Below are 13,152 nucleotides of genomic sequence, written 5' to 3'. Positions count from 1 at the left end.
TCTGAAATCGCGTGACGCGCGCACAAACACCGTCATGCGCGGGCTTGTCCCGCGTATCCACGTCTTGGTGACAAAGGAAGGCGTGGATGGCCGGAACAAGTCCGGCCATCACGTGGAGAGAAAAGCGCTCCTACAACAAACCGCTCTCTTCACCTTCGGCCTGTTCGATCAGTTCTTCCGTCACCACGGTCTTGCGGCGGGGGACCAGAAAGATCATCGCGGCGGCGCAGCCGCAGGACAGCACGACGAGTGCAATGTTGAGCGGCACCGGCGTTGCGAAATGGCCGCCGAGCCAGGCGCCGAATTGCGAACACAGCGAGCCCAATCCCATCTGCAGGAAGCCCATCATGCCCGATGCCGTGCCCGCGGCCTGCGGCCGAATGCTGAGCGCGCCGGCTGCGCCGTTCGACATCACGAAGGCATTGCCGAACATCACGATCATATGGGTGAGGAACAGCCAGGCAGGATTCTGGTTCAGCCCGGTGAGGCCCCAGACCACGTTGAGCATGGCGCCGCCGAATTGCAGCGCGAGGCCGAACCAGATCAGTTGTTCGATGGTCCGGCGCGGCGCGAAGCGCACGCAACACAGATTGCCGACGAGATAAGCAAGACCCGATGTCGCGAACCATGCGCCATATTCGGCCGATGTCCGGCCCATCTGCGTGACAACGACATAAGGGCCGCCGCCGGCAAAGGTGAAGATGATCCAGGAGGCCACGACGTAACAGAGGAGATAGCCGATGAAGGTCCGGCTGCGCAGCAGGACGCGGGAGTCGGCGATGAAGCCGCCGCCGCTCACGTCACTGGCTGCGCGCCGTCTCGTTTCGGGCAGGAAGAATGCGATGGCCAGCGTGACGACCAGCGACGAAGCGGTGACGACATAGAAGATCGCGCGCCATCCGAAGCCGGTTTCCAGGAGACCACCGGCCAGCGGGCTCAGCATCTGCGCGATCATCATCACCGCGATGACGAGGCTGATCATCGCGCCGACGCGCTCGCGCGGATAGAGGTCGCGAATGATCGCGCGGCTCATCACCATGCCCGTTGCGCCGCCGAGCGCCTGAAAGAACCGCGCGGCGATGAGTTGCGGCAGCGTCAGCGCAAAGCTGCTGCCGATGCCGGCGATCACCATCAGGCCGAGACCGGCAAGCAGCACAGGCCTTCGGCCGAACTTGTCCGACAGCGGTCCCATGATCAGTTGCGAGAAGGCAAGGCCGACCATGTAGAGCGACACCGTCATCTGCGCGATGGAGATGTCGGCGTCGAAAGTGCGGGCGAGTTCGGGCAGCGCCGGCACCAGCATATAGAGTGAGATCGGCGCGATGCCGGTCATCACCACGAGCAACAGCAGCATCACCCGCGATTTGGAGAGGTCGACGACGTCGACTTTGGGAACGGGCGGGCTGTAATTCACGTGGTGGCTGTTCTCTCGCTATTGCGGCTGCGTCAGCGGCTCGGTCGCCGCTTCGAGCCATGTGCGCGTCGCTTCATCGTCGAGCAGCGGCATCACCTCGCGGCGGACGCGGGCGTGATAGTCGTTGATCCATTTCAGCTCGCGCTTGCTGATGCGATGGGTATTAATCAGCCGGCGGTCGATCGGCGCCAGTGTCAGCGTCTCGAATGCATTCATCGGCTGTTCGGCGCCCTCGATATGGGCTTCGACCACCAGTTCGAGATTCTCGATGCGAATGCCGAAGGCGTCGGTCTTGTAGTAGCCGGGCTCGTTGGAGAGGATCATGCCACGCTTGAGCGGCGTGGTGCCGAGCTTGGAGATCCGCGCCGGGCCTTCATGGACCGACAGATAGCTGCCGACGCCGTGGCCGGTGCCGTGGGCGAAATCGAGGCCGGCATGCCAGAGAAACTGCCGCGCCAGCGTATCGAGCTGAGCGCCGGTGGTGCCATCGGGAAACGCCGCGCGCGCAATGGCGATATGGCCGCGCAGCACGCGGGTGAAGCGGTCGCGCATTTCGTCGGTCGGCTCGCCAATCGCAATGGTGCGGGTGACGTCGGTGGTGCCGTCCTCATATTGCGCGCCGGAATCGATCAGCAGCAGATCGCCGAGCGCGATACGGCGATTGGTCTTGCGGGTGACGCGGTAATGCACGATGGCGCCGTTCGGGCCGGCGCCGGCGATGGTGGGAAACGACACGTCCTTCAGCGCGCCGGTCTGGCGGCGGAAGGTCTCCAGCGCCTCGACGGTATCGATTTCAGTGAGCTTGCCCTTCGGCGCTTCGCGGTCGATCCAGGCGAGAAAGCGCGCCAGTGCCACAGCATCGCGGCGATGCGCGGTCTGCGTGCCCTTGATCTCGACGGGATTCTTCACCGCCTTGAGCAGCGCAACGGGATCGGTACCGCGCACGGGCTTGCCGCCGGCAGCCGTGATCAACCGGCTCAGCGCATCGGCGGCGGTGGCATTGTCGAGCGCAATCGAAGCACCCGAGGCGGCGAGGTTTGCGAGCGCCGACGTCAGCGCATCCGGCTCCTGCACATCGGCCGAGACTTCCAGATGGTTGCGCGTGCTGTTGGAGAGCTTGCGGTGATCGATGAACACCTGCGGCCGGCCGTGTTTCGGTATCAGCGCATAGGACAGCGGCAGCGGCGTATGGGAGACATCCGTGCCGCGGATGTTGAAGGTCCAGGCCGCCGCATGGGAATCCGACAGCACCAGCGCATCGACGCGCAGGCGCTCCATCTCGCCGCGGATCTGGGCGAGCTTGTCGGCTTCGGAAACGCCGGCATAGTTGAGTGGGTGAATCGATACCGCGCCGAGCGGCGGCGCCGGGCGCTCGGCCCACACCGAATCGAGCGGATTGCTGTCGACCGCCACCAGTTCGGCGCCGGCCTTGGCGCAGGCGGTAGCCAGCCGCTCCGCTGCCGCAGAAGTGTGCAGCCACGGATCAAATCCGAGGCGATCTTCGGGCTTGAGGTGATCGGCGAGCCAGCTCTCCGGCGGCGGCTCGACCAGCGACTGGATGCTCCACGCATTCACATCGACTTGTTTGGCGGCCTGCAGCGTATAGCGGCCGTCGACGAAGACGGCGGCTTCCTGCAGCAGCACCACAGCCATGCCGGCCGATCCGGTGAAGCCGGTGAGCCAGGCGAGCCGCTCGTCGGAGGGCGGCACATATTCGTTCTGCTGCTGATCGGCGCGGGGAATCACGAAGCCTGTCAGTTTCCGGCGCAGCAATTCTTCGCGAAATGCGGCCAGCCGCGCAGTCAGCGCCACGCCGCTTTCGGGCTCTTCGAACGTCTGGAAATGGGCTTCGAACATCGCGGGATCATCCTATGGGTGCGCTGTCAGGCCTGCAATCGAGGGGCAGGGTTGCGCAGATTTGGCACAAGTTATGCTTGAAATCTGATGGTTGTGTTCAACCGGATGGAACAACGTCCCCCGGCTTGTGTTGTCGGTGCGATGCTTGGCCATTCAGAGTGTCTCAACTCAACGAAGAGGGGATACACAATGCCTGCTTTTACGTTCGAGAAAATTTCGCCACCCGCCACGCTTGGCCATTCCCAGCCTACCCAGGTGCAGTCCACCCAAACTCCGCCCAGTCAGCCACATCAACGTAGCGGTATCATCCAGATTCTGGGCCGTTTCGTCGAAGCCCGCGTGACGCGCGTCGAGCGGCTGGAAAATGCAACGCTCCGTCGTCGCGACGTGCCGCCCCCGAAGTAGCAAAATCAGCTGTCAGCTTCAGCCAGATCGCCCGTCGTTATTCCGGAGTTCGGAAAATGGCGAAGGGCGTGTCAGCCTGCGCGTTGCATCAACAGGCTGCTCCAGCCTTCGATGATCTGATGCTTGCGGAGCACAAGCCCGCGGGCGCGATACGCGGCGATCACGCTCATCGCCTGATGCGGCAACAGGCCGGACAGGATCACCATTCCATTGCGCGTGAGATGTCGGCTCATGTCGGTCGACATCGCGCGGAGTGGATTGGCGAGGATGTTCGCGAGGATCAGATCGAACGGCGCGCGATCGCCGAAAGCCGGCGAGGAAAAGCCGGTTGCGCAAACCGTATCGACGAGATTGCCGACGCCGTTGAGCCGCATATTCTCGCGCGCCACCTTCACAGACATCGGGTCGATATCGGTCGCCAGCACGCGGCGTTTCGTGGCCTTCGCAGCAGCGATGGCCAGCACGCCCGTGCCGGTGCCCAGATCAAGCATGCGCTTCGGCGCTTTCGCGCGCAGCACATAATCGAGATAGATCAGGCAGCCGCGCGTGGTGCCGTGATGGCCGGTGCCGAAAGCGAGTGCGGCTTCGATCTCGATCCCGAGTTGATTGGGCCGTACTTGGTCCCGGTCATGCTGGCCATGGACGATGAAGCGGCCGGCGCGCACCGGCACCAGACCCTTGAGGCTCTCCTTGACCCAGTCCTTGGCCTCGATGCTGTCGAACACGATGCTCGCCGCGACGGTGTCGTCCGAGGCGAGGCTGACGAGGTCGCGGATCGAGGTCTCGTCCGGCGGATCGGCGAAATGGACGGTGACGTCCCAGCGGCCCTCGGGGCTCTCGAATGCAGCAATCGCGGCCTGGCCTTCCTCGAAACTCTCGGTGAGGAGATCGACGATGCGCTTGGCGCTGAATTCGTCGCCGACGGCGAAGGTGGCGCGGCTGGTTCCTTGAGGCGTGGTCATCGCGGGTCCGGATAGCGTCGTGAACAGGATCTGCACAGCTTAGGCGCGCTTGGTACAGGGTTTATCCCTGCGAGGATACCCGATCTGTGCGCCGGCAGCGCACAGGGTTATACGGCGATAATACCGCCGCTATCCCGCGATTTTCGACAGGCTTGTTCAGGACCCATCCACCGCCTGTCCACAGGCTTATCCACAGGATCTCCTCAGCCGAACAGCGCCCGGTGGTCCCTGAGGATCGCCTTGGCCGCATTGTGACCGGGGGCACCTGTGACGCCGCCGCCGGGATGTGCACCCGAGCCGCAGTGATAAAGGCCCTTCAGCGGTCCGCGGTAATCCGCATGGCCGAGCATCGGCCGCGCCGAGAATAACTGGTTCAGGCTAAGCGCGCCGTGGAAGATGTCGCCGCCGAGCAGGCCGAAGTCGCGCTCCAGATCGAGCGGTGACAGCGCCTGCCGGCCGATGACGCTGGCGGCAAAGCCGGGTGCGTAGTCGTCCACCGTCTTGATCATCAGGTCCGCGACCTCGTTACGATGGTCATCCCATGATGCGCCGTTGGGGAGTGTCGGTGCAACATGCTGGCAAAAGAGACTGGCGACGTGCTGGCCCGGTGGGCTGAGGCTGTCATCCAGAGTGGAGGGGATCAGTACTTCGACAATCGGCTGGCGGCTCCAGCCGTGCTGCTTCGCATCGAGCCAGGCGCGATCCATGTAGGCGAGACTTGGCGCGATGATAATGCCCGCCGAGAGATGGTCGCCGTTGCCGGGCAATGCGGTGAATGAGGGCAGGGCGTTCAGTGCGACATTCATGCGGAACGTGCCGGAGCCATTGCGCCAGCGGCGGATGCGATCGAGGAACGGCTTGGGCAGCGCATCCGCCGGCATCAGCCGTGTATAGAGCAGCTTCGGATTGACGTTGGAGGCGACATATTTCGCGCGGATACTCTCGCCATTGTCGAGGATGACGCCGACGACCCTGTCGTTCTCCACGAGGACTTCGCGTACGCCGTTGTCGAGTTCGATCTGCACGCCGTGCGAGCGTGCCGCGGCGGCCATGGCCTGCGTGATCGCGCCCATGCCGCCGATGGCGTGGCCCCAGACACCTTTCTTGCCGTTCACCTCGCCAAAGGCATGGTGCAGCATGACGTAAGCGGAGCCGGCGGCATATGGGCTCGCATAGTTGCCGACCACGGCATCGAAGCCGAACAATGCCTTGACCAGATCGTGTTCGAATGCATCGTCGAGCATCTCGCCGGCAGAGCAGGTGAACAGATCGAGCAATACGCGCTGCTGCTCGATGCTCAGGGCGTTGAGAATCCTGGCGGTGCCGAGCGCATTGATGGCTTCGCTGATCGCGCCGAGACCGAAACCTTGCACGACGTTCGGCGGTGAACGCAGCACGAAGTCCCTGAGCACGTCGGCGATGACTTCGAGCTCATGCGAGAACGCGCCGATCCGCTCGGCATCGCGCGCGTTGAGGTTGGCAACCGACTGTTGCGTGCGACCTTCGCCTGTGAGGAGATAGCTGCCGTCCGGCGCAGGAATGAAATTCTGCGCCTTGCGCTCGACGATCCGCAGGCCGTGTTCGGCCAGCTTCAGATCAGATGCGATCTGCGGGTTGAGCAGGCTGACGGTGTAGGCGGCGACCGAATTACGGAAGCCGGGATGAAACTCCTGCGTCACCGCGGCGCCGCCCACGACGGAACGTCGTTCGACCACCTTCACGCGCAACCCGCTCATGGCGAGATAGGCCGCGCAAGTGAGGCCGTTATGGCCGGCGCCGATGATCAAAACGTCGGTGTCTGACATGTCCGCTTCAACAAAGCCTGATAGAGCGTTTTCGTGCGAAGTGGCGACCGGTTCGCATTAAGAAAACGCGTCAAACGAAAATAGGGCCCTCTTTATCGAAGAGGCGCGCGCGCGGCACAAGGCCGCCCATCACGATTGTGGTTCCATAGTTAGCGCACATTGCCCGAAACGGTGCCATATGCTCCATTCCCGCCCGCCGGTTACCGGCCGGATTCTCGCTTTTCTGCCGTGCAATATGCTGGAGCCTTCATGAGTTCGTCGCAGCCCGTCGCCGCCCCAAACTCGGCCTCCCGCAATCGGCTCCTTCTGGTGGTTTACACCGCGGCGATCTTCACCAGCGCGCTGCTGTTGTTCTCGGTGCAGCCCCTGTTCACCAAGATGGTGCTGCCGCGGCTCGGCGGGTCGCCGGCGGTGTGGTCGGTGGCGATGGTGTTCTTCCAGTCGCTGCTGCTCGGCGGCTACGCCTATGCCCACTACCTGATGCAATTGCGAAGCCGGCTGGTGCCGATCGTCGTTCATCTCCTGTTGCTGATCGTTGCGCTGCTGACGCTGCCGCTATCCATCGCGTCGGGCTGGGGCACGCCGCCGGAGAGTGGCTATGCGTTCTGGCTGCTCGGCCTGTTCGCGGTGTCGATCGGTCTGCCGTTCTTTGCGCTCGCTGCGAACAATCCGCTGCTGCAGGCCTGGTTCGTGCGCACCGGTCATCCCAACGGTCACGATCCGTATTTCCTCTATGCGTCGTCGAATATCGGGAGCTTTCTCGCGCTGCTGACCTATCCGGTGCTGCTGGAGCCGATGTTTTCGCTGCGCACGCAGAACCTGATCTGGACGTCCGGCTATGGCCTGCTGATCCTGCTGATCGCCGGCTGTGGCGTATTGCTGCTGAAGTCGCCGCCGGTTGCCGTCGCTGCACCGGGTGCTGATGCCATCGCCGCGCCGGCGCCGAGCTGGGCGCTGCGTGCACGCTGGATTTTCCTTGCCGCTGTCCCATCCGGCTTGCTGATCGCGGTCACCGCGCATATCTCGACCGACGTTGCAGCCGCGCCACTGCTCTGGGTGTTGCCGCTGTCGCTGTATCTGCTGACCTGGGTGCTGGTGTTCCAGTCGCGGCCGCTGCTGCCGCATGCGTGGGTCCTGATGTTGCAGCCTCTCGCGATTGCCGGCGTGGTTGTCCTGCTCGCAGTTGGCGGCGAACAGAATCTGCTGCTGACCCTCGGTGGTCATCTGTTGTGCTTCTTCATTATTGCCATGGCGTGCCATGGTGAATTGGCCCGGCAGCGTCCGGCTGCCCGGTATCTCACGGGCTACTACGTCGCACTCTCATTCGGCGGCATGGTCGGTGGTCTGTTTGCTGGCCTGATCGCGCCATTCACATTTTCATGGATCGCGGAATACCCGATCCTGATTGCATTTGCCGTGCTGTGCAGGCCGTCATTGCCGGAACGCTATTCCGGCTGGGCGCGCTGGTACTGGATCGCACTGGTCATCGCCGCGGTGGCGCTGATTGCACCGAGCTATACGACTGGCAAGCTGTTTACATGGATCGAAGCCCAGCGCGTCTATGTCGTCAGCGCTGTTGCCATCGTCAGCATGATAATTGCGATCCTGCTAAGGGCCGATCGGCTCAAGCTCGTGGCGATCACTGTTCTTGCGCTGGCGCTGATCCGTTTCTACCCGGCGGACGATGGTCGGGTCGAAACCGTGCGTAGTTTCTTCGGCGTGCACAAGATCGTGGTGACGCCGAACAACCAGTATCACGTGCTGATGCATGGCACGACGATCCATGGCGCCGAGAAATATCTCAATGACGATGGCACGCCGGTGACCGGCCGGCCGGAGCCGATCTCCTATTATTACAAGGACGGTGGAATCGGGCAGGCGATCACGGCGGTGCGCGCCCGCAAGGGGGCGCCGCTTCGCGTGGCGGTGATCGGACTTGGTTCGGGGTCACTGACCTGTGCATCAGCGCCGGGCGAGGACTGGAAATTCTTCGAGATCGACCAGTCGATGGTCGATACCGCCAGGGATCCGAAATATTTCAGCTACATCCAGAAGTGCGAGCCGGATGTCAAGCCGGTGATCGGCGATGCGCGGCTGACTTTTGCGAAAGAGCCTGACGGCGTCTACGACCTCATCATTGTCGATGCCTATTCGTCGGATGCGATCCCGATCCATCTGGCGACCGAGGAGGCGATGGAGATCTACAAGGAAAAGCTCGCCCCACAGGGCGCCGTCGTGATGCATGTGTCGAACCGGCATCTCGAACTCGCTAGCGTCGTCGTCGGCATCGCCGACGCCAATGACATGAAGAGCTGGGTGTATTCTGAGGATTCCGGCCGCGACAACGAATATATCTTCTCGACAAACGTCGTCATCTCGGCCCATGACGCTGCCGATGTCGGCTCCATCGCGACGTCATCGCAATGGGCCTTGACCGAGGCGAACGACGATCAGCGGGTCTGGACCGACGATTATTCCAACGTGCTCGGCGCCGTGTGGCGCCGGCTGCGGGACGGGGACAACTGAAGCGTTTTCAAGCGAAGTGGACGCCGGCCCGCGTCAGGAAAACGCGTCACACAGGTTCGCTCAGTAATCGCCGAAGAAGCCGCGCGGCTGATACGGCCGCGGTGCGTAGGCCTGCGGCGGGTATTGCCGGCTGTAATAGCCGCGATTGGCGTAATATTGCTGGGTCTCGGCTTCCGTCATGCGGCGATAGCCGGGAGGGGCCGGATAACGCTGACCGTCATTGCCATCGGCCGGATAGATGTAACGATCGTCATCCGCCGGCTGCACCTGACGCGCGACGCGGCGGCCCGGCGCCACGGCCGGCGGAGTGAGATCCATGGGATTGCCGGCGGCGTCATAGGACGGTGTGGCGGGTGCGATGTCGCGGCGGGCGACGGCAGATGGCTTCGCCGGGCGCGGATTGCGGGCGAGGGCGACCTGCGAGGAGCCCGTCAGCGTGACGGTGGCGTTGAGCACCCCGTCGGCCTTCACCATGGCGAACAGGGTCGCAGCATTCTCACGCGACAGCCGCACGCAGCCATGGGAGGCCGGCGAGCCCAGGCGGCTCACGGAATCGGTGCCGTGGATGGCATGGCCCTTCTTGGTGAAGAAGATGGCATGGGGCATTGGCGCGTCGTCGAATTCCTTGGAGAAGTGATCCTCCTCCATGCGGAATGTCTGGAAGCTGCCATTCGGGGTCTCGTAGGAGGGAATGCCTGACGAGACCGGCCAGCGATATTTCTCGACGCCGTCCTGAACGACGGTCAGCTGCTGGGCATCCTTGTCGACGGTGATGGCAATCTTGGCCTGCGCAGTGCTGGTGGCGGCGAAAACGGCGAGACCCGCAAGGGTCATATAAAACGAACGCATCTTACCTTGGCCTCCGGGCCGTAACCTGTTGTACCGCCTACCGTCCCGCCTCCAATATGCATATCGGGCGACCCGGGTGCCAGTGACAGTTTCGTGCATCCTTAATGTTGTGCTAGGCGGCACCAAGGCGGCGACCGGGCCGAAAGAGGGCTCGGCCCGACCCGAGGATGCGCGATAGGAAGCTTCTCATGGAGGCGGATGGAACCGGTTCCTAGGTCACGCGTTGCCCTCCCACAATCGCAAGCGGCGAATTCTCGCCGCTCAGAGGGAAGCTCCAGATGACCGTTAAGACCGCTGTGTTGCCGATCAGTTCGTCGATGAAGACCCGCCTGGCATTCGCCGCGGGCGTGCTGGCTCTGGTCGCCATGCCGCATTTTGCGCAGGCGCAGGGCGTATTCCGGGGTGGTGAGCAGGGGGCCAACCAAGGTTACCGTGACGGCAATCGCGCCGCCGGACCGGTTGGCGGTGTGGTCGGTGGCGCAGTTGGCCTTGGCGTCGGCGCGGCCGTGGGCGGCGTCAAGGGCGTGCTCGGTATTCCCGAGGGTCGACGGACACAGTGCCGCGGCTATTACAACCGCCATGGCAAATTCCGCTGCTATCGCTAAGCGGATATTGATTTGAAATGAAAATGGCCCGGTTCAAACCGGGCCATTTTTGTTATCAGCGATTTCAGTTTTTCAGTTTGTAGCCGGTCTTGAAAATCCACCAGACGACGAACATGCAAATCACCAGGAACATGCAGGTGACGCCGATGCTCCAGCCGACGCTGACGTCGGAGATCTCGTAGAAGCTCCAGCGGAAGCCGCTGATCAGATACACGACCGGATTGAGCAGCGTGACGGTCCGCCAACCCGACGGCAGCATGCTGACGGAGTAGAAGCTACCGCCCAGGAAGGTTAGCGGCGTCACCACTAGCAGCGGGATCGCCTGCAGTTTCTCGAAACCGTCAGCCCAGATACCGATGATGAAACCGAACAGGCTGAACGTCACTGCCGTCAGCACCAGGAAGGTCAGCATCCACCACGGATGCAGGATGTGCAGCGGCACGAACAGTCCGGCGGTGGCCAGAATGATCAGGCCCAGCAGGATCGACTTGGTCGCAGCAGCACCGACATAGCCGAGCACGACTTCGACGTAGGACACCGGCGCCGACAGCAATTCATAGATGGTGCCGGTGAATTTCGGAAAGTAGATGCCGAACGAGGCGTTGGAAATGCTCTGCGTGAGTACCGACAGCATCACGAGACCAGGCACGATGAAGGTGCCGTAGCTGACGCCCTCGATGGAGGTGATGCGCGAGCCGATCGCGGCGCCAAACACCACGAAATACAGCGAGGTGGAAATCACCGGCGAAACGATGCTCTGCAGCACGGTGCGCCAGGTGCGCGCCATTTCGAACAGATAGATGGCGCGGACAGCTCTGAAGTTCATGTTACTTCCTCACCAAGCTGACGAAGATGTCTTCGAGCGAGCTCTGGGTGGTGTCGAGATCGGAGAAGCGGATGCCGGATTCGCGGAGATCGCCGAGCAGGCTGGTGATCCCGGTACGTTCGCTCTTGGTGTCATAGCTGTAGATCAACTGGTGGCCGTCCGCTGCCAGTTCGAGGTTGTAGTGAGCCAGGCTGGCTGGAATCTCCGTGACCTTGCCTTGCAGATACAGCTTGAGCTGCTTCTTGCCGAGCTGCTCCATCAGCTTGGTCTTTTCCTCGATCAGGATAATCTCGCCTTTGTTGATGACGCCAATGCGGTCGGCCATCTCCTCGGCTTCTTCAATGTAATGCGTGGTGAGGATCACCGTGACGCCTGCGGCGCGCAGCGTGCGCACCACTTCCCACATGCCCTTGCGCAATTCGACATCGACGCCGGCGGTGGGCTCGTCGAGGAACAGGATTTGCGGCTCGTGCGACAGCGCCTTGGCGATCATCACGCGGCGCTTCATGCCGCCGGACAGCGTGATGATCTTGTTATCCTTCTTGTCCCACAGCGAGAGGTCTTTCAGGATTTTCTCGATCAGCGCCGGGTTCTTCGGTTTGCCGAACAGGCCGCGGCTGAAACTGACCGTGGCCCAAACCGATTCGAAGGCGTCGGTGTGCAGTTCCTGCGGCACCAGCCCGATCAGCGACCGCGCGGCGCGATAGTCCCGGGCGATGTCGTGACCATCGACCATGACCTTGCCGGAGGTGGCATTGGCGATGCCACAGATGATGCTGATCATCGTCGTCTTGCCAGCGCCGTTCGGCCCCAGCAGCGCGAAGATCTCGCCGCGGTTGATGTCGAGGTCGATACCCTTCAGGGCCGTAAAGCCCGAGGCATAGCTCTTGGTCAGATTGGAAACGGAAATGATGGGAGACATCGGCGATATGATCGTTCGAAAAGGGGAAGGCAGAGGACCGGGCGGTCATACCGGGACGCACGAACGGCGCAGCCGAAACGGCTTTGTCGGGCGCGGGGTGCGTACATAGGAATGAAGATGCGCCGGCGCAATCGCGGAACAGGCGATTTTAGGGCTATTCTGCGGTGTGAGCGCGTGCGCGAAACTCGACAAGGGCCACCATATGCGCGTCGATCTCGCCAGAGACCGACGCATCCTCTTTCAGCTCGGTCAAGGTGCGAGGAGGCGGTAACGTTCGTCCTTCAGCCGCGACGCTCTCGGCGTACAGCTGCAAAGCTTCCGGCGCATTGTGCAAGGCCTCGTCGATGTCGTCACCTGCAGAGGTGCAGCCGGGCAAGTCGGGAAACCAGACGCCGACGGCGAGAGCTGGTCCCGTTTCCTCGATGATGGCGACGTAGTGGGCCATGACGAACCTCAATCAGGCTTCCAGCCTGCACCTCTATAAATGGCACGAACGAGACCTTTCCCCAAGTCCTTCTTGGGATGGGGAACGACGAGTGTGTCCCCGGTCTCGGGATGTTTGAAGACGTGATGCGAGCCGGTGACGCGGGTCTTAATCCAACCTTCGCGCTCAAGACGCCGGATGATATCGCGGCTATTCGTCAGCATGACCGCTTCCCCCAAAGAAAGCGTAATGCAGAAGCGCTTGGACGGCTAGCTATTCCGTCGCCTCATAGTCGATCTCGACAATGACGCCGCCATCCGCGGCATCGACGAATGTGGGATCGTCCTGCAATTGCTCGATGGTGCGCGGCGTCGGAAGGCCGCTCGAGCCGTCCAGATTGCGCCAGTCTCCGGCCGCGTATTCGAGCGTTTCCTCGGCTTCCTCGATGGCTTCATCGAGGGTGTCGCCGGCGGTTACGATGCCGGGCAGATCGGGAAAGGAGACGTTGAAGGTGCCGCTGGCATCCTTCTGAATGAGCGCAATATAGACCGGCATTG

General features: G+C 62.4%; 13 protein-coding genes. 3 read left to right on the top strand and 10 right to left on the bottom strand.

The window, feature by feature from the left end:
* Window positions 1-130: 130 nt before the first annotated feature.
* Both AB7951_RS18720 and AB7951_RS18715 read right to left on the bottom strand, forming a co-directional pair.
* The gene (locus AB7951_RS18720) at window positions 131-1,354 is read right to left on the bottom strand and encodes a multidrug effflux MFS transporter (RefSeq protein ID WP_120289306.1); all 1,224 of its coding nucleotides are present in this window, start codon (window positions 1,352-1,354) and stop codon (window positions 131-133) included.
* Between the two features lie 78 nt (window positions 1,355-1,432).
* Complete coding sequence (locus AB7951_RS18715; protein ID WP_120289053.1) at window positions 1,433-3,271, bottom strand: aminopeptidase P family protein; 1,839 nt, start codon at window positions 3,269-3,271, stop codon at window positions 1,433-1,435.
* Between the two features lie 189 nt (window positions 3,272-3,460).
* Here AB7951_RS18715 and AB7951_RS18710 point away from each other — a divergent pair, with 189 nt between their 5' ends.
* Entirely contained in the window at window positions 3,461-3,676 is a 216-nt protein-coding gene (locus AB7951_RS18710; protein ID WP_120289308.1) for a hypothetical protein, read from the top strand.
* A 71-nt stretch (window positions 3,677-3,747) separates the two neighbouring features.
* On the opposite strand, the gene AB7951_RS18705 is transcribed toward AB7951_RS18710, so the two are convergent.
* Both AB7951_RS18705 and AB7951_RS18700 read right to left on the bottom strand, forming a co-directional pair.
* Window positions 3,748-4,638, bottom strand: coding sequence for a 50S ribosomal protein L11 methyltransferase (locus AB7951_RS18705; protein WP_120289054.1), 891 nt, complete (start codon window positions 4,636-4,638; stop codon window positions 3,748-3,750).
* A gap of 203 nt (window positions 4,639-4,841) precedes the next feature.
* A complete protein-coding gene (locus AB7951_RS18700; protein WP_439061235.1) occupies window positions 4,842-6,443 on the bottom strand; it encodes a phytoene desaturase family protein in 1,602 nt (533 codons plus the stop codon).
* Window positions 6,444-6,692: 249 nt separating this feature from the next.
* Between AB7951_RS18700 and AB7951_RS18695 the strand changes: the two genes are divergently transcribed.
* Window positions 6,693-8,969 carry a fused MFS/spermidine synthase gene (locus AB7951_RS18695; protein WP_120289056.1) on the top strand — a complete coding sequence of 759 codons (2,277 nt, stop codon included), beginning with the start codon at window positions 6,693-6,695 and terminating at the stop codon, window positions 8,967-8,969.
* A gap of 60 nt (window positions 8,970-9,029) precedes the next feature.
* Here the strand turns inward: AB7951_RS18695 and AB7951_RS18690 are convergent, their stop codons facing one another.
* Entirely contained in the window at window positions 9,030-9,818 is a 789-nt protein-coding gene (locus AB7951_RS18690; protein WP_120289057.1) for a L,D-transpeptidase family protein, read from the bottom strand.
* A gap of 278 nt (window positions 9,819-10,096) precedes the next feature.
* Here AB7951_RS18690 and AB7951_RS18685 point away from each other — a divergent pair, with 278 nt between their 5' ends.
* Window positions 10,097-10,423: a hypothetical protein gene (locus AB7951_RS18685; protein ID WP_089268246.1), complete on the top strand. Its 327-nt coding sequence runs from the start codon at window positions 10,097-10,099 to the stop codon at window positions 10,421-10,423.
* Between the two features lie 64 nt (window positions 10,424-10,487).
* On the opposite strand, the gene AB7951_RS18680 is transcribed toward AB7951_RS18685, so the two are convergent.
* The 5 genes from AB7951_RS18680 to AB7951_RS18660 all read right to left on the bottom strand — a co-directional run bounded on the left by AB7951_RS18680 (window position 10,488) and on the right by AB7951_RS18660 (window position 13,150).
* On the bottom strand, window positions 10,488-11,249 hold the full coding sequence (locus tag AB7951_RS18680; protein WP_068734061.1) for an ABC transporter permease: 762 nt from the start codon (window positions 11,247-11,249) through the stop codon (window positions 10,488-10,490).
* Window position 11,250: 1 nt separating this feature from the next.
* Complete coding sequence (locus AB7951_RS18675) at window positions 11,251-12,171, bottom strand: ABC transporter ATP-binding protein (protein ID WP_089268247.1); 921 nt, start codon at window positions 12,169-12,171, stop codon at window positions 11,251-11,253.
* A gap of 154 nt (window positions 12,172-12,325) precedes the next feature.
* Complete coding sequence (locus AB7951_RS18670) at window positions 12,326-12,616, bottom strand: type II toxin-antitoxin system HicB family antitoxin (protein WP_120289310.1); 291 nt, start codon at window positions 12,614-12,616, stop codon at window positions 12,326-12,328.
* An 8-nt stretch (window positions 12,617-12,624) separates the two neighbouring features.
* Window positions 12,625-12,819, bottom strand: a complete 195-nt coding sequence (locus AB7951_RS18665; protein WP_120289058.1) for a type II toxin-antitoxin system HicA family toxin — start codon at window positions 12,817-12,819, stop codon at window positions 12,625-12,627.
* Window positions 12,820-12,868: 49 nt separating this feature from the next.
* Window positions 12,869-13,150: a type II toxin-antitoxin system HicB family antitoxin gene (locus AB7951_RS18660; RefSeq protein ID WP_120289059.1), complete on the bottom strand. Its 282-nt coding sequence runs from the start codon at window positions 13,148-13,150 to the stop codon at window positions 12,869-12,871.
* Window positions 13,151-13,152 lie beyond the last annotated feature (2 nt).

Source organism: Tardiphaga sp. 285_C5_N1_2, assembly GCF_052076065.1.
GTDB classification, from domain to species: domain Bacteria; phylum Pseudomonadota; class Alphaproteobacteria; order Rhizobiales; family Xanthobacteraceae; genus Tardiphaga; species Tardiphaga robiniae.
This window is presented reverse-complemented; position numbering and strand designations above follow the sequence as displayed.